The following is a 17,602-nucleotide window of genomic DNA, read 5'->3' as shown; positions in this document are numbered from 1 at the left end:
GATTTAATTGTACTGAGTTTGGAGAATAGACATGGCATTATGGGGTGGCCGGTTTTCATCAGGCCCTGACGCTGCATTTAAGCAATTTAATGACTCATTGCCATTTGATTATCAAATGGCAGAGCAGGACATAATTGGTTCAATTGCATGGGCAGGCGCATTACAGCAAGTTGATGTTTTAACTGGTAATGAGCATCAAGAGTTGGTCAACGCGTTACAGCAGCTACAATCTGAGGTTGAGGAAAACCCGACTGCAGTTGCCACATCAGGGTTTGAAGATATTCATTCTTACGTTGAGGCTAAGCTTATCGGCAAAGTGGGTGACTTGGCGAAGAAGCTTCATACTGGGCGCAGTCGAAATGATCAAGTTGCAACAGACTTCAGGTTGTGGAGTCGTCAAAGCGCGGAGCAAATATTGACCGCGATTGGTAGCTTGAAAGCTGCCTTTATAGCGGTTGCGGAACGTGAGCTTGGTACTATCCTGCCTGGCTATACGCATTTACAACGTGCACAACCAGTACTATTTAGTCACTGGTGTATGGCTTATGTCGAGATGCTGGAACGTGATGAGTCACGGCTCAATGATGCAATTGCACGCTTGAATGTGTGCCCTCTTGGTTGTGGAGCCTTGGCTGGCACAGCTTACCCCATAGATCGGCAAGCTCTGGCGTCTACACTCGGTTTTACTGAAGCATCAAGAAATAGCTTAGATTCAGTCTCAGATAGAGATTTCGTCGTAGAATTACTGAGCTGTGCCAGTATTTCAATGATTCATTTATCGCGCTTCGCTGAGGATTTAATTTTTTACAATTCAGGAGAAGCTGGATTTATCGAACTCAGCGACAGTGTTACCTCAGGTTCATCACTGATGCCTCAGAAGAAAAACCCTGATGCCTTAGAGTTAATAAGAGGTAAAACTGGGCGAGTATTTGGTGCTTTTAGTGCCATGATGATGACTCTAAAGGCGCTGCCACTTGCATATAACAAAGACATGCAAGAGGATAAAGAAGGGTTGTTTGATGCAATGCCAACTTGGTTAGCCTGTATTCATATGGCGCAAGCGTGTTTAAACGGGCTGAAAGTCAACTCTGAACGCACATTATTAGCGGCGCGAGGGGGGCACGCCAATGCCACTGAACTTGCTGATTATTTAGTGGCCAAAGGGATCCCATTTAGAGAAGGGCATCATATTGTTGGTGAGCTAGTTCAAGTAGCAATTGCGAAGCAGAAAAACCTCGAACAGCTTCCGATTGAGGAGTTTAAAGCTGTTTGTGATGCCATTGAGGAAGATGTTTATCCGGTATTAGAAATTGACGCATGTATTGCCGCACGGCAAGCGATAGGCGGCACATCTTTGCCGCAAGTAAGTGATGCGATTAAAACTGCGAAAAAAAAACGGCAAATTACGGTAAGAGATGCGACGTTAAATGATGTAGAAGCAATTGCTGGGCTTGTGCAATACTGGGCTAAGGTCGGAGAGAACCTACCGCGCGCCAAAAGTGACATGGTACATTCAATCAATGAATTTGCAGTGACAGAAGTGGATGGAAATGTAACAGGATGTGCTTCATTGTATATTTATGATACTGGTTTGGCCGAAATTCGCTCATTAGGTATTAACCCAAGCGTTGAAGTCAAAGGTCAGGGGCAGCAATTAGTTGACTATTTATTGTCTAAAGCTAAAAAATTGGCGCTACATCGCATCATTGTGTTAACAAGGGTGCCTGGTTTTTTTACAAAGCAAGGGTTTATTGATTGCACTAAAGAAAGTTTACCTGAAAAAGTCATGAAGGATTGTGAGTTGTGTTTAAGAAAGGACAATTGTGATGAAGTTGCAATGGAGTTTATGTTAACCAATAAATCCAGTAAATTTATATCGTGTAGGTATGTTGCGTAGGCTTCTTAATCGATACTCAATAGTTTTTTGTTTTGTTTTTTGGGATTGTGTTGCTGCTCTTGGTTTTGTTGTTAATTTTTTTAACATTGTGGCTTGGTATTTGCCTAATTTCAATGGTCATGGCTTTTTGACACTTCGGGCATGAAGTGTCAAAGAGTTAATATTGGAACTGAGGGAAATTATGTTTATATCAATTGAAATGTTAGCAAAAAAAAGCAAACCAGCGAAAAGTGCTAGTAAGAATAGAGAGCTTTCTGGTAAGGTCATAATAAGTAAGTCAATTCTAGGCTCTGTTTCTGGGGCTCGAGGCGGTGGCGCGAGGCCTAAGTCTAAAGATTAGAGGTTTGGGAGAGTACATATTATAGTCCAGCTGAGTAATGCATTATCGGAGTTATCTTTACACTTTGATACTATTATCGTTATTGGAATGGGGTTGAGTTTTCTACTTAACCTTTTCTTTTATGTATCTGGAATTAATAGACAACTCTCTCTGCTGATTACCTCAGCTGTTATGGCGACTTCTTATTTTATAAGTAATCATTTAGTAAAGTTAAGTTTTAGCTATTGGGTTTATCTAGAATGGATAGCATATGATTTACTCGTTATACTTCTTATTTACTTAATTCATAAACTAAGAAAAATAGAGTTCTGTACAGCATCTTTTTACGTGTTTTTAGGTTTGTCAATAAATTCAATATTATTCTTTATAATGTTCATTGATCTCCATTTCTTTGAAAATAAAGATTCTTGGTGGTTTTGGCACTTATATACTATTTTAGTGAATTCTGTTGATATCTTAATGATTTCAGTTCTTATTTTAAATCGGGATTTACTTGGTTTTTTTGCAATAAAGAAAAGGTTTTCTTCTTAGCTAATATATAGGTAATAAATTTTTATATTTATGCTCTTTTTAAATTGAATACTTTGTATTTTAGGTTTTTTGTGTAATTGAAATTCCATGATTTAACCGGGAATTATCATTGTCATAATATATAACTACTTTTCTAGCTACAGTTGGTCTGATCTTACCCTTTCAAAGAAAAGTTTTAATATCCACAGCCTTAATAGAGCCACCGTATAAGTTAGAGTTGTTTAGTTCATCAATTAATTTCTTGCCATTGTTGAGTGATTTGATAAATAACTTGATGTTATGGATGGTTTTAATCACTACACTGCTGAATTTTGCGCGAATGTTTGAGCTAAGTGCTTTTAAAGCTGATGAAAAGCATTACCCGCTTGAATCTGCGTTTGTGAGCTTTCTGCAATTTCGTTCCTATAATAACAACTTTTAGTATCATTCACTGATTTTTTATTGATCCTTATTAGGGTACTTGGTTTTTTGTATTGCATAATGGATTTTTTAGTTAATTTATAAATTTATGAAATTAATTCTAAAAAATGGAGAATATCAAGATTTTACTTTATCTTATGTGTCGCATCGATTGGGTTGCTTTTCTTGCTCTTACACATGGTAAGTGTGGCAGAGGAGATTTTTTATTATCCCGTGTGGCTGGCTAATCTATATATCAAGTCTATTAGTTTACTAGACTTAATAGTAGTGCTCTCTTTAATTATACATAGAGATTTCTTGGTAATATAAATTTAAAAGCCGGGTGCGATTTTTTATCAGTGCTGTATATGTTAAATAACTGCTTTATTAAATCTAGTAAGAGGCTTGTGTTTCGGGGCGGGCTTAATGAGAAGATAACTATGTTTTGAATCATTCACGGCTAACTATGCCCGTACTATTATTAGGTGTATCCATGGTTTTACTTTTTTCGAGTATCATTGATACTTAATATGCGTGCTAAACATCTACTCTCTGGCATGAGGTGACATAGTGAGCATATAAAAGTAGTATAAGACCAGCTTGATGAAACTTACCTATACATACTTTTATGCTCTTCAGATTAAAACTGGAACTCCCAACTTAATTTTACTGCACTGTTCACATCATCATTCCCATTTTTATTTTCATCTTTATCCTGCCAAACAGAAGTACTTATTTTACCTAGTCCTCCGAGCAAGTCGTGTTGATAGCCTACTTCCAATAAAGTGCGCTTGGTTTTGATATGTTCAAATTCGATGTGTTTTAATTTGGCATAAGCACCGATGCCAGACATTTGATAGTAATCTGCAGCAAGGGTAATGCTTTTAGCTTGAGGCCCAATTGCTGCGCCTAGCCACTGATCACGCTTTTTGTAATCGGAGCCTTGTGAAGGTTCAGCAAAGTTGCATTGAAAGCTTGCTTGCTGTGCCTTGCAGTCAGTTGTACTATCGCTATATTCAATATAGGCTTTGGCACGATAGTGGGCGTTACTAAAAAATGTTTCGGCACCAAAAGTATGCATACTATTTTTTGGCGCGAGACCTTTATCGTTATCGCCCATCACTTCACCATAAAAAGACAATGCTCGATTGGCAATGAGGGTTGAATATTTAAAATCAAAACTGGTCAGTCGGCGTTGCGTTGTTGTTTTATCTGTATCCTTTAAATTACTTGGGCCAGAGAAAATAAAGTCACTACTTGTACTACTAAAAGCCAGCTCTAAACCACTAATTGGCGTAGTTGATAGTCTTATTCCCCAAAAGTCTCCAGTGTGTTTTTGCGATAAAAGAGGTTTTTGCTTAGCCGCAATCGCTGTGACTTGCCAAGGGCCGATAAATGATAGAAAACGAGGGCCATCATAATCACTGTTGGCTCTGCTGAGTCGTACTGCTTTCATTGGGGCGGCATTGTTCGACAACATCATCGCATTGTCATTGGCTGGACCCCACCAATAATTCAAACGCTCCGCGCTGAGGGACCAATTTCCATATAATATTGCTAAGTGACTACCATAGTGATTAATCTTTTTCTCATCAATTGCTTTGTCAGCATAATTCACTTGTATTTTAGCGCTGACGTTAGTGCCAGTGATGATGCTATATGTATTTATACCTGACTGAGCTGCTTGTCGTGAACCGAAGCCATTATTCAGCGAAGGATCGTCATCAAAATACGCCTTAATGCTTGAGTGTTGTGCTCGCTTTGCTTGTTGCAAAGCATGTTTAACATGCTGTAAGGCAAAATGCGCTTGTGGGCTAAGTGTGCTTTCATCAACGCGGGAGAGATCTTGTACAATACCTTGCCATAAAAGTGGGTATTGATTAATTGGTCGATTGATTACACCATGGCTTGCGAGTAAGTCGAGTGAGTGCTTGAGCGCGCTTTCGTCCGATGTGATCCAAGGGCTTGCTATGGTATGTGTACTGGTTAATAAACAGACTGCGAGTGTTAACGGTAAATGTTTCATCCGTGTAGTTTTTCCTTTAATGCATGAGCGACGATAGGGTCGACAAATTCACTTACATCTCCACCATGTAACGCAACTTCTTTAACTAAAGTAGAGGAGATAAAGGAGTTTCGTTCTGAAGGAGTTAGAAAAACACTTTCTAAATCGGGGTTCAATCGTCTATTCATATTTGCTAATTGAAATTCATAGTCGAAATCAGATACCGCTCTAATACCTCTGATAAGTACACTGGCATTGTGCTGCAGTGCCAAGTCGACGAGTAAACCAGAAAACCCAATGACTTGCACATTTTTATATTCACTAAGTACCTGTTCGGCCAGCGCCACACGTTCATCGAGCGTAAAACAGGGTTTTTTGTTTGGATTGTAGGCTATGGCCAACAACACGACGTCAAACATTTTAGCTGCTCGTTTAATGAGATCAGAGTGACCATTTGTTAATGGATCAAATGTTCCTGGGTATAGGGCAGTTACTTTCATAAATCAATGAGTTCGATGAGTTTGCGTCATAATACCAGTGTTCTGCTTATATTTCACTGGTCTGCTTAGATGCATTTTTGCTTATATCTAAAACTGATTAATGCTATTTTCAGTTATTCTAATTAGCTATACTTAGCTGGTTATATATTACTTACATTATAAAAATTGCGTGTTAGAGAGAACAGGATATGAATACCAAGGAAAAAATTATTCGTACCAGTATTGCTTTGTTTAATTTACATGGAGAACGAGCAATAACCACCAACCACATAGCTTCTAATTTGGGAATAAGTCCGGGGAACTTGTATTACCACTTTAAAAACAAAGAAGACATTATCCGTAATATTTTTACATTATATCGAGAGCATTTAAGTACTCATTTTAAACCTTTGAATACGGAGTTTGAACCGCTAGAACAACTAACTAAGTACTTAGATTCATTGTTTGAACTGATGTGGCGTTATCATTTTTTCTATGACAACTTAACCGATATTTTAGCGAGGGATGAAGTGTTGAAAAAGGAGTACATTTCTTTTCAAGCAGACTTGTTTGAACAAGTTCGATCAGTGGTGATTGGCTTAAGAACCAGCAAAGTGATTGATATTAGCGATGAGGATGCTGTTGAAGTCGCACATATGTTGAAAATGACAGTGAGTTTTTGGACGCCTTATGTGAAAGCGCGTCGTTTAACAGGGGTGTTAGAGCAGCAAGATATTTACAATGGGATAGTTAAAGTTTTGATGTTATTTAAGCCTTATTGTACTGACCTAAGTACACAAAAAATAGGTTTATTACAAGCGCATTATCAGCAATTGGCTGATGAATCATTACCGAGTATTGCGTAATTAGGTCATTTTAGCCAAGTGGTTATTTCCTAGTCGTGTAGAAATTTGCTATAATCGCGCGCCAGTTGTCCCGGCGCGCATTCGCCCAGTCTAAAGAGTTATTTCTATGCTTAAACTTATCGTCAAACTGCATCCTGAGATCGCAATCAAGAGCAAATCTGTTCGTAAGCGCTTTACACAAGTGCTTGAAAGAAATATCAAAATTATTTTGCGTCGTTTTGATGAAAATGTCAGAGTAAAAAATAACTGGGACAATATTTCAGTTGAGAGTCAAAGTACTGATGAAACAATTCACGCGTTATTTATCGATAACTTAAAACGAGTACCTGGCATTGTACAGTTTATTGAAGTACAGGAGACATCCTTTGATACTCTTGATGATATTTATCAACGTACATTAGAGCTTGCCGGACACAGTATTGAAAATAAAACTTTTTGCGTTCGAGTTAAACGAAAAGGGGAGCATGCGTTTACGTCCTCTGATGTTGAACGTTATGTTGGCGGTGGCTTAAATCAAAATGTATCAGGTGCAAAGGTAAAGCTTAGCAAACCCGAAGTGACTGTGAAAATAGAAATTAAAGGTGAATTAGCTTATATCGTCACGCATACGCATTACGGCATTGCAGGATTTCCATTGCCAACCCAAGAAGATGTACTCTCACTTATTTCCGGTGGTTTTGATTCAGGTGTGGCGACTTATCAAATGATGAGAAAGGGCGCTCGTACGCACTTCTTGTTCTTCAATCTTGGGGGAGCAGCTCACGAAATCGGTGTAAAACAGGTAAGTCATTACTTGTGGAATCGTTTCAGTTCCACACATAAGGTTAAATTTATTACTGTTGATTTTGAACCTGTTGTTGCTGAAATCCTTGAAAATGTTGAAAACGGTCAAATGGGAGTGGTACTCAAACGTATGATGATGCGTGCGGGTAGCCAAGTCGCAGAACGATTAAATATTCCTGCTTTAGTGACTGGCGAAAGCATTGGGCAGGTATCGAGTCAAACCCTTGCGAATTTGAATGTCATTGATAGAGTGACGGAGACGCTGATTATTCGCCCACTTATTCAGCATGATAAAGCCGAGATTATCAATATAGCAAGAGATATAGGTACCATTGAAATGGCTGAAGCAATGCCTGAATATTGTGGTGTTATCTCGAAAAAGCCCACAGTGAAAGCTAAGCTTGAGACAATAATTGCTGAGGAAGCTAAGTTCGATTTTGATGTTTTAGACACAGTCATTAAAAATGCCACCGTGAAAGATATCAGAGAGATAGAAGCTGAAGCAAAAGAAGAAGTGAAAGAAGCTGAGAGTGTAAGTCAGCTACCCGAAAATGGCGTGATCTTAGATATTCGTGCGCCCGATGAGGAAGATGCATCGCCTCTTGAAGTTGATAATGTGGAAGTTGTACACCTACCATTTTTCCGTTTAAGTACCAAGTTTGCGGATTTACCTCAAGATAAAGAATATTATCTGTACTGTAAAAAAGGCGTAATGAGTCAGTTGCAAGCACTTATCTTGCATGAGAATGGGTTTATGAACGTAAAAGTGTACAAGCCTGAATAGGGGGAGTGCACTTATGATAAAGCTGAGTTACGCATACTCAGCTTTTTTTCATCGATTGTGAGAAGCCAATAACTGATTGAGCTTTTTACGGTTAAAAGGGGTATCAATGCCGTGGTACTCTCCCTTTTGTACTATATATCCACAAATAGCCTCTATTTCAGTTTTTCGATTATTCAGTACGTCTTGCGCCATAGATGACGAATTGCTTTGGGTACGAGTCATTACTTGATACGCGCTGGTCAGTGCCTCATTAAGGCCTATATCTATTTTTTCTGCTTGTGCGACTGCACATGCTTCATTCAATAATTGTAAAATGGTACTGGCGTATTTTGGTTGGCGTAGTTGACCGTTTTTTATTTGGTGGATTGCAGATAAAGGGTTTATGGCGATATTCACCAGTAGCTTTTGCCACCTTAGTTGCTCAATATCAGGGTGGATCCTGCTATGAGGTAAGAGCGAAGAAAAAAATTCACTAAAGCAGTATGATAGTCGTTCTGAGGCTGTTGCATTTGATACACCTAAATAGGTTTCTCCGACTCCTGTTGCCTGTACCGTCGTATCATTTATTTTTAATCCTCCCATTGACGTACTAAAAAAGAAAAGTGCTTGTTTTGGCCTTAGGTGTTGTTTAAATTCATTGAGGTTAGTCATGCCATTGTGGCTAATAAATACATTTGCTTGTTCTGTTAAGTACGGGAATATTGAATAAAAAGCGTGCGCTAATTGATATGCTTTGACACAAATAAAGCAGTTACTAATAACGAGGGAGCGTTGTGTTGGTGAATAAATGTTGATGTGCTCAACAGGGAGAACATGGCTTTTTTGATCGTGATAAAAAGTAAATGGGGTCGCGTATTCGCGCCTTACTAGCAAAGTCGTATGGTGAGCGCGACTAAAAGCATTAGCAAGGGATAAGCCAATAGCACCGGCCCCCAGAATGTGTATATTAGCCATATTTCTTACCGCACCAAGTACGCCATAAAGTATAGCTTGCGTAATAGCTGACAGCCCCAAGTACATCGGCGATAAAATCTGCAAAAGATGCTTGACGATGGGGTAGCATGCCTTGCATTAATTCAATGCCAACTCCATAACTTGCTAATAAAGTAATTTGTAACCACATAGGCCATTTAAAAGCATGCTGCATAATAAAAGCGAGTATGAAAAATATGCCGAAGTGAGCAATTTTATCAAGGTGTTCTATCTGTATGCCCGAATGCTGGATTTCTCTCGCAAACAATACGGTACAAATGGCCAAGGTGATAAGCAAAACAATTTGATAAATACGTCTGGTCACAAAACATCCTAGATTGTTGGTGTGTTAAAGAGTGCGGTCAGTATATCATTGAAAACTGGCTGTTGGGTGAATATAAAAAGCTGTCCAAACTTAATTTTAGATTGATATAATTGATGGATATCTATTAGGAGAATTATTATGCCATCATTTGACATCGTGTCAGAAATTGAAATTACAGAAGCACAAAATGCAGTAGACAATGCCAAACGTGAGCTTGAAACCCGTTATGATTTTCGTGGTGTAGATGCTTCCATTGAACTTGCTAATGAAACGATCACGTTAAAAGCGGAAGCGGATCCACAAGTGATGCAGTTATTCGATATATTAGCCAGTAAGGCATCAAAGCGTGGTCTCGATGTCGCAAGTTTAGAACTCAAAGATATTGAGCGTTCTGGGAAATATGTATCTCGTAAAGTGGCTTTGAAGCAGGGCATTGACAAGGAGATGGCTAAAAAAGTGGTCAAAGTAATTAAAGATGCAAAAATTAAAGTGCAAGCCTCTATTCAAGGTGAAGAAGTGCGTGTAACGGGTAAAAAGCGAGATGATTTACAAGAAGCAATGCAGGTTGTGCGCAGCGGGGAGCTAGGTCAACCATTTCAATTTAAAAATTTCCGAGATTGATTTTTCTATAAAAAAGCCTGCATTTGCAGGCTTTTTATTAGAACTGTTACTTTTCCACAAAGCGAATCGTTGACGGAGTCAGTTCAGTTAGTAAGCGTGTACCCTCAGGGGTATTATCTGCAGTATTGATAATATCAACACCAGGTGTTGTTGGGTTGTTGATCCCCATCCATAAAAAGTTTGCTGAATCCAAAGCTAGCTGTACTATTGCATCATCGCCAGTGTTGGCAATGTTACTCGCAATCACTGCGCCTGTCGTTGGGTTAAACTCATGTAGGGTTGATTTTACATGGTACTCTGGACTAAAAAAGGTTTGATTACTATAAAAGTAACCTTTTTCCTCAGATACGATAACACTCGCTCTGATAACGGCTGATTCGCTTTCTGGGATGGCTTGTGCGTCAATAATGTTTCGTACTGAATAGTCCTCAGGGGTGATCTCTTCAATTCGACTTAATGATAAATCAGTCCCAGAATATGAACTTCGAGACGTGACATATACTTTGTCATTAGCAGTGACAACACTATTCTCTAATGGATTTCTCCCTACAAGCGGGATGCCTTTAAATTCATCATCAGCTAATGCATTGGTTTCTATTTCTGTATCAGTTGAGGTGTCAAATACTGCAACATAAGCAATACCCGGCGTCCAATTGTCATCAATACGTTGCATGGCAATATACAGTTTACCATCCAGTATTGCAGCTGATGATGGGGTTGGGGTATTATTCGCATTATTATGCGCGTAGTGAGAAATATCTAGCTCCCCGATTTTGAAGTCTTCAGCTTGTGTAGCTTGCGGGTTTACTATCCACACTTTTCCAGAACCATAGCGGATAAGATAAGCTTTATTGTCATTTAATGAGACTAATGAGTACGGGTTTCGACTCACCGAGTCTTGACTGTCTTGTGTTGAATATGACCAAAGCGCAACGTCAGGTGCCGCACGATTGTATTTTGTGATTTCATCAATATTAAAGCGACCAATATGGTATATATCTGATTTGTATGTGCTGAGCGTATAGTCTGAGGCATCTTTTATATAAAAGCCGGTTTCAACACTTTGTTGGACAGGATCGATGTAAACCACTTCTGAGCCCAAAAAGTCGGGGGAAACGGTTTGGACAACTGCAAAATCAGGTGTATCTTTGACATCATCAAGAGAAATAGAAATTGTTAATGATGCATTGAGCTTATCATTAGTTTGCTCTGTTGCGGTTATTGTTACACTAAATGTCGTGTCTCCAACCACTTCGAAATCAGGTGCGTCTTTAAAGCTCAGTTCTCCTGATTGTTCAAGGTTAAATAGTGCACTTGATTCACCGCTCAAGCTTAATATTAATGCATCTCCATCAACGTCATTTGCCGTGTATGAGCCAACTAAAGTGGTGTTTTCTAGGACTGTTGGTGATTGATTACCTGTGAGTGTTGGTGCATTATTTTTATCACTTGAGCCACAGCCTGTAAGTACTAAAGCGGATGCAATAAGGCTCAAAGGTAAGCTTTTTTTAGCTAGCGTATGAAACATGGTTTAGATGCCCTTTAAAGAATATTTAAGTTGGATACTGCGCCCATGAGCGGGGCGATTGGCTAAATCTTGATACTCAGTATTAAACAGGTTACTGAACGTCAAATTCAAATTATGTTGGCTATGTGACCAGTTGAATGTCAGGTCGGTTACCTCTCTATCGGCTGGCGTGCCATTACCTCGATTTTTTTCACTTTGGAATTTATTACTGCGATTAAAGTAAAGCTCACGGTCTATTTTGTGATTCAGGCTTACACTCCACTGGTTATTCACTTGGTAAGTGAGCGCTGCGCTATATTGTTTATGATAAACACCTGGCAACTTTTTATCGTCAAAAGCGCTGAAGATTGAGTGTGTATTTGAGTGAATGAATGTGCCTTGTAGAGCAAACAGCCATTGAGTATTAAATTTATAATTAGTTTGTAACTCTAAGCCCTTTAAAGTGGCTTCAGAGACATTTGTATAGCTTCCCACATTGCTGGAATTAAAAATAGCGACGATGCTGTTCTCTTGTTTTTTTATATAGCTAGAAGCATTAAGCACCAGAGCTTTACGCTTATATGCAAAGTTGACAGCCCTTGTATTAGAGCGCTCAGGTAATAAGTTTGCGTTACCTTTAAAAGCACCACGATTACCATAAAGTTCAAACAATGTTGGGGTTCTGACACCTTTAGAGAAAACGAATTCAGCAACAACTTCGCGCCATTGATAGGTAGCTCCTAACTCATGTGTATTGAACCGGTCGTTAGCATATAGCGTTTGCGCTGTTGTATTTTTGAGAGGTTCATTACTCGATTTGTTGTGTAGCTTGTTGTACAACCCATATATATTAATAGGTAGTGTATTTCCTTGCCACTCGATACGTGTGCCGTAGCTTGTTTGCTGCAATTGCGCTTTGATATCGCATTCGCTGATGCCATTACATGGATTTGCTTGACCATTTATGAATTGTTCGGACTGAAAGGCGTGGTCGGTGAGGGTAATAAAAGGTGTAAATGTATAACTGTCCCAGATAACCGTTGGCTTTACGCTCACATGTTTTTTATCAGAGTTATAATGATAACTTTGCTCAGAAACTCCGTTGGGGGCGTCTAAATAAATTTCACTCTTATCTTGATAATAGCTATCCAGCTCAATGCTGGGTACATAAGCATGTATATCATGTAATGTATGCAAATAGCCGAGACGCCATGTTTTAGTAGCTAAATTGGATGTGGTTTCAGGTGAGTTATTTCTATAATTCGGTAACTCTTTTGTTTGATCTGAATATTGCCCGTGAATTCTAACTCTGTTGTTTTCAAATTTTATATTATCATTGATATAGAGTGTATTTTTACTGTAGCCATTGTTAAGCAATGACTGTTTTTCAGAAATAGAAGGGTTGTTAAACGTTTGAGGCACTAAGTATTTGTAATTATTATCGGTATTTAGCGTTTGTGCGCCGAGCGTTAAAGTATGCTGATCAAAAATCGTATTGACCGTAGCATTTAGTTCGGTATGACCAAAAGATCCGACGACGGCTGATAGCTTTTTTTGTGAGCTATCTGGATTGTACGTATTGATCCTTACAACACCGCCAATGGGAGTGGCCCCAGTCCCAATCGCTTGGCTTTTACTTATTTCTATGCTCTGAATTTGCTCTGTTGGGATTTGATTTAAATCGAATCCACCAAATTGACTGTCGTTGACGAGCTGCCCATCAATATAAAATTGTACTTGCTTACTATTTGAACCTCGGATAGAAATTGCAACTGGGTTACCGAGTCCACTGATTTGGCGTATTTGAATGCCATTTATAGAGCTTAGAATATCGGACAAGGTTTGAGCACTATTAATAAACTCATGACGCTGGAAAATTTTATAAGAGGGTGAATAGCTGCCTGTATGTTCAACTTCTAAAATTTCTATGTTGGTGCTGTCACTGGGCACGACCTCTTTGCTTGATACTGTGGGTATGACCAATAAAGCGAACACAAAAAACATAAAAAGTTGCATAAGTATCTCATTAATAGGTGAACAATGAGAGATACAGTCATGCCAAAGCATCACGATATATCCCATATTGCCCACCGCAATATTATAAACTGGATTATATAGTGAGGCCGGTCTCCGGACTTTGGTGAACATGTTTGCTCAGCCATTACCGTTGCGGGGGCAGTATTAGACTATTTAACCAAGGTGGTTACGGCACTAATTTCCCGATTATCTTTATCCGATACAAGAGGATTAAGCACCTCACTATTTTGACGCGTAGTCTGAGGTCTTTATAGGTAAATGTCAAAGTCTATACGGTGTCTTGATAATTGTGTTATGTCGATTTCTAAATTATATCTGATGGCGAAAAAAGAGGGTGGATGATATTTGTTTATTAAAAATCAACTGGTTATGTTTTTTGGGATGTTCGAAAGCAAGCTTTCTATGGCATCCCATTTATTAGTCGGGGGTTTTAATCTATGTTATTCACAAATCGTTGTTCAAACTTTGCTATTTTTGGCGCAATTAACATACTGCAATACCTCTGATTAGGGTTCTCATTAAAATAGTCTTGATGGTAGTCTTCTGCCGCGTAGAATGTTTGTGCTTCGCTGACTTCGGTAACAATAGGTGCTGATATTTGTTGCTGAATGTTTGTGATCGTATCACTGATTGTGCGATGCTGATATTCATCGTGATAATAAATCACACTTCTATATTGTGTACCAATGTCATTACCTTGGCGATTTAACTGGGTTGGATCATGTAACGTAAAGAACATAGCCAGTAAAGTGTCGTAATTAACTATGGCGCTGTCAAAGCTCATTTCCACTACCTCTGCGTGGCCGCTGTCACCTTGGCAAATAGCTTTATAAGTTGGCTCTGGTGTGTGTCCACCTGTATAGCCTGAGCGAACCGATGTAACTCCTCTAACGCGACGAAATGCAGCATCAATACACCAAAAGCAGCCGCCACCAAATGTGGCTTTCTTTATACTAGTCATGTTCAACCTTTTTTATAGCTGTAGCCTGTTGCTCTAATTGTAGCGCTAAAAACTCTGGTGATTGTGTGTTTTTAGACAATAAGTTATACGCACAAGGGATCACAAATAAAGTGAGTAATGTGGATATACTCACCCCAGCAAAAACCACGACACCAATCACCATTCGACTCTCAGAGCCGGGGCCAACAGCCATAACGAGTGGAATTGCGCTCATTACAGTCGTAAGTGAAGTCATAATGATAGGCCTTAAGCGCTGGACCGATGCCGTTACGATGGCTTGTTCAAATGCGATACCTTTGTCACGCAGTTGATTGGCAAATTCAACAATCAGAATGCCGTTTTTGGCACTTAAACCAATTAACATGACGATACCAATTTGGCTATATATATTGAGCGAGCTATCGGTTAGGTAAAGTCCGTACATCGCACCAACGAGGCCAAGTGGCACAGTTAACATAATTACTAGTGGGTGAATAAAGCTTTCGAATTGTGCCGCGAGTACTAAAAAAGTCACGGTTAGCGCTAAGATAAAGACATAAGTCATGGCTGATTCACCTTCATAGAACAGTTGTGATTCACCTTTGTAGTCTATTGCACCATCAATATTATTCTCTTCAGCTGCAACAGTGTTTAAGAAATCCAGAGCTTCAGCCAACGTATAGCCATTCGCTAAGTTTGCCGTGATCGTTATAGCACGCATTCTGTTGTATCTATTTAGACGTGACGCGGTGGCCGCTTCATTGATGCTGATCAAGCTGTCAAGAGGGATCAGTTCATCAGTACGTGATTTGACAAAAATATTTGCGATATCATTGGGACCGCCAAAGTCAGCTTTTGTACCTTTTAGTATGACATCATACTCTTCACCCCGATCGATAAAAGTGGTGACTCTGCGTTGCCCCAACATTGTTTCAAGCGTATTACCTATATCACTGATAGACACACCTAAATCAGCCGCTTTTGTTTTATCTATTTGAATTAAAAATTGTGGAAAAGTTTCTTTGTAGTCATGGTCGAGTCGAACGAGCCCTTTGTTCTTTTGAGCTCGATTAATGATCTTATCTCGCCATTGTGCTAGTTCTTGATAGTCATTACCTTGTAACACAAATTCAATAGGCCGAGATTGACCACCACCACCAATTCCTCGTCGCATAATAGCAAAAGCTCTAATATCAGTTACTTCGCGCATTTTAGTGCTTATCTCACCCATCACTTCCCATGTTGAACGTTTTCGCTCATCCCAATCTGGCATGCCTATGATCGCAACGCCGCCTTGGCCACCCCAGCCTGGAACCCTAACAAGCACTCTGCTTAATTCTCCCGTCTCCACATAAGGAAGTAAGCGTTGTTCTATTTGAGCCATATTTAGTTCATTGTTCTCGTAGCTTGCACCTTCGGGGCCATTCATCATCACAAAAAAGGTACCACGATCTTCTTTGGGAGTGAGTTCCGATGGGATCTGTTGAAATAAAGTAAAGCTGGTAAAGCCTGCTAAGATAAGAGTAAAAATAAGGCTATAACGGCGTTTCAGGTTAGCAGTTAGTACGTTACGATACCCTCGCTCTAAACGTGAGAACTGAGCGTCCATCCATTGGCTAAATCTATTATTACTGCTAGTAGGTTTTAGTATTTTTGAACTGAGCGCCGGCGCCAGAGTGAGAGCTGTTATACTTGAAAACAAAACCGCGGCGCTGACCGCCATAGCAAACTCAGTAAAAAGTGCGCCAATACGACCGTCCATGAATACCAAGGGAACGAATACTGAAATAAGAACCAGTGTTGTCGCTATAATCGCAAATCCGACTTCTTTAGCGCCTCTGTAGGCTGCAAGTAATGGCGGTTCCCCTATTTCAATACGACGATGAATATTTTCTAACATAACAATGGCATCGTCTACCACTAGTCCGATAGCTAATACGAGTGCGAGCAGGGTCAGTAAATTAATTGAGTAGCCCATTGACAGTAAAAACATAAAGGTTGCAATAAGTGCTACAGGCACTGTAATCGCAGGAATAAGCGTGGCTCGGACCGTGCCTAAAAATAAAAATATAACGGTGACCACCAAAGCCATCGCAATCGCAAGCGTACGGTATACCTCCGTAATGGACTCGCGAATGAAAATAGATGAGTCGTAACTGTCTTGAATCGTTGTTCCTTCGGGTAGGTTTCGCTTGATTTTCTCGAGTTCTTGACGTGCGTTGTCTACGACGTCAAGTGTATTGGCTTTGGCTTGCTTTACAATGCCGAGCCCAATCATATTTTTTCCATTCCCCCTGAAAGTACTTTCGTTGTCTGCCGCTTCGAGTATTACGTTAGCGACTTCATTAAGACGAACTAAATAACCTTGCTCTCCGCGCTTTATTACTAAATTATTAAAGTCACTTTGGCTTTTATAACTGCGGGCAATTCTGACTGCGAAATCGCGATCTAGAGATTCTATTTCACCTGCTGGTAATTCGACGTTTTCACGACGTAGCACCTGTTCAATATCATTTGTAGTGATTCCTCTCGCTGCCATTGCTTGTCGGTTTAACCATATCTTCATCGCATATTGGCGCTCTCCACCAATACGGACATTAGACACTCCATCAACCACAGCCAATCTATCCACAATGAAGCGTTGGGCATAATCCGACAGTTGCAAAGTGTCCATACTTTCACTATTTAGTACAAACCATGCTATTGGGCTTTCATCTGAGTTAGATTTGGAAACCTCTGGCGGTCTCACTTGTTCTGGAAGTCTGTCGAGTGCACGTGAAACTCGTTCCCTTACATCGTTCGCGGCAGCATCTATATCTCGGTCGATATCGAACTCAATAGTGATGTTTGAACGACCATTCCGACTAGATGAATTGATACTTTTAATGCCTTCTATGCCGGAAATTCTGTTTTCCAGAACCTGCGTTATCTTTGCTTCAACGACCTCACTTGATGCACCTGTGTAGTTGGTACTTACACTTACTATGGGTGTTTCAATATCAGGGTACTCTCGTAGCGGCAGCATACTAAATGCGACAAGACCAAAAGTCAGTAATAGTAAATTAATAACGATGGCGAATACGGGTCTTTTGACTGCAGTATCAGTTATTTTCACA

13 protein-coding genes and 1 riboswitch are annotated in these 17,602 nt (G+C 39.7%); of the genes, 5 read left to right on the top strand and 8 right to left on the bottom strand.

Going from position 1 to position 17,602, the window contains the following annotated elements:
• Nucleotides 1–31 precede the first annotated feature (31 nt).
• Nucleotides 32–1,897, top strand: a complete 1,866-nt coding sequence (argH, locus tag PAUR_RS00285; RefSeq protein WP_192505852.1) for an argininosuccinate lyase — start codon at nt 32–34, stop codon at nt 1,895–1,897.
• Between the two features lie 181 nt (nt 1,898–2,078).
• The gene (locus PAUR_RS00280) at nt 2,079–2,237 is read left to right on the top strand and encodes a hypothetical protein (RefSeq protein WP_192505851.1); all 159 of its coding nucleotides are present in this window, start codon (nt 2,079–2,081) and stop codon (nt 2,235–2,237) included.
• A gap of 1,570 nt (nt 2,238–3,807) precedes the next feature.
• Here PAUR_RS00280 and PAUR_RS00275 read toward each other — a convergent pair.
• The gene (locus tag PAUR_RS00275) at nt 3,808–5,193 is read right to left on the bottom strand and encodes a capsule assembly Wzi family protein (RefSeq protein ID WP_192505850.1); all 1,386 of its coding nucleotides are present in this window, start codon (nt 5,191–5,193) and stop codon (nt 3,808–3,810) included.
• Entirely contained in the window at nt 5,190–5,672 is a 483-nt protein-coding gene (coaD, locus tag PAUR_RS00270) for a pantetheine-phosphate adenylyltransferase (protein ID WP_192505849.1), read from the bottom strand. The genes PAUR_RS00275 and coaD overlap by 4 nt, the downstream gene beginning before the upstream one ends.
• Nucleotides 5,673–5,860: 188 nt before the next feature.
• Between coaD and PAUR_RS00265 the strand changes: the two genes are divergently transcribed.
• Both PAUR_RS00265 and thiI read left to right on the top strand, forming a co-directional pair.
• Nucleotides 5,861–6,517, top strand: a complete 657-nt coding sequence (locus tag PAUR_RS00265; RefSeq protein WP_192505848.1) for a TetR/AcrR family transcriptional regulator — start codon at nt 5,861–5,863, stop codon at nt 6,515–6,517.
• 106 nt (nt 6,518–6,623) lie between these two features.
• Complete coding sequence (gene thiI, locus PAUR_RS00260; RefSeq protein WP_192505847.1) at nt 6,624–8,084, top strand: tRNA uracil 4-sulfurtransferase ThiI; 1,461 nt, start codon at nt 6,624–6,626, stop codon at nt 8,082–8,084.
• Between the two features lie 48 nt (nt 8,085–8,132).
• Here thiI and PAUR_RS00255 read toward each other — a convergent pair whose 3' ends face one another.
• Complete coding sequence (locus PAUR_RS00255) at nt 8,133–9,038, bottom strand: ketopantoate reductase family protein (protein ID WP_192505846.1); 906 nt, start codon at nt 9,036–9,038, stop codon at nt 8,133–8,135.
• Nucleotides 9,031–9,381 (bottom strand): VanZ family protein, encoded by a 351-nt coding sequence (locus PAUR_RS00250; protein WP_192505845.1) that lies wholly within the window; start codon nt 9,379–9,381, stop codon nt 9,031–9,033. The genes PAUR_RS00255 and PAUR_RS00250 overlap by 8 nt, the downstream gene beginning before the upstream one ends.
• A gap of 138 nt (nt 9,382–9,519) precedes the next feature.
• On the opposite strand from PAUR_RS00250, the gene PAUR_RS00245 reads away from it, so the two are divergent.
• Nucleotides 9,520–10,002, top strand: a complete 483-nt coding sequence (locus PAUR_RS00245) for a YajQ family cyclic di-GMP-binding protein (RefSeq protein WP_192505844.1) — start codon at nt 9,520–9,522, stop codon at nt 10,000–10,002.
• A gap of 46 nt (nt 10,003–10,048) precedes the next feature.
• Here the strand turns inward: PAUR_RS00245 and PAUR_RS00240 are convergent, their stop codons facing one another.
• The 4 genes from PAUR_RS00240 to PAUR_RS00225 form a co-directional block, all read right to left on the bottom strand.
• Nucleotides 10,049–11,530 (bottom strand): cadherin repeat domain-containing protein, encoded by a 1,482-nt coding sequence (locus PAUR_RS00240; protein WP_192505843.1) that lies wholly within the window; start codon nt 11,528–11,530, stop codon nt 10,049–10,051.
• 3 nt (nt 11,531–11,533) lie between these two features.
• Complete coding sequence (locus tag PAUR_RS00235; RefSeq protein WP_192505842.1) at nt 11,534–13,525, bottom strand: TonB-dependent receptor plug domain-containing protein; 1,992 nt, start codon at nt 13,523–13,525, stop codon at nt 11,534–11,536.
• A gap of 88 nt (nt 13,526–13,613) precedes the next feature.
• A riboswitch (cobalamin riboswitch) is annotated at nt 13,614–13,783 on the bottom strand.
• Nucleotides 13,784–13,976: 193 nt separating this feature from the next.
• A complete protein-coding gene (gene msrA / locus PAUR_RS00230) occupies nt 13,977–14,507 on the bottom strand; it encodes a peptide-methionine (S)-S-oxide reductase MsrA (protein ID WP_192505841.1) in 531 nt (176 codons plus the stop codon).
• Nucleotides 14,500–17,601: an efflux RND transporter permease subunit gene (locus tag PAUR_RS00225; protein ID WP_192505840.1), complete on the bottom strand. Its 3,102-nt coding sequence runs from the start codon at nt 17,599–17,601 to the stop codon at nt 14,500–14,502. The genes msrA and PAUR_RS00225 overlap by 8 nt, the downstream gene beginning before the upstream one ends.
• Between the last annotated feature and the right edge of the window lies 1 nt (nt 17,602).

Origin of the sequence: Pseudoalteromonas aurantia 208, assembly GCF_014858725.1 — a bacterium.
GTDB classification, from domain to species: domain Bacteria; phylum Pseudomonadota; class Gammaproteobacteria; order Enterobacterales; family Alteromonadaceae; genus Pseudoalteromonas; species Pseudoalteromonas aurantia.
This window is presented reverse-complemented; position numbering and strand designations above follow the sequence as displayed.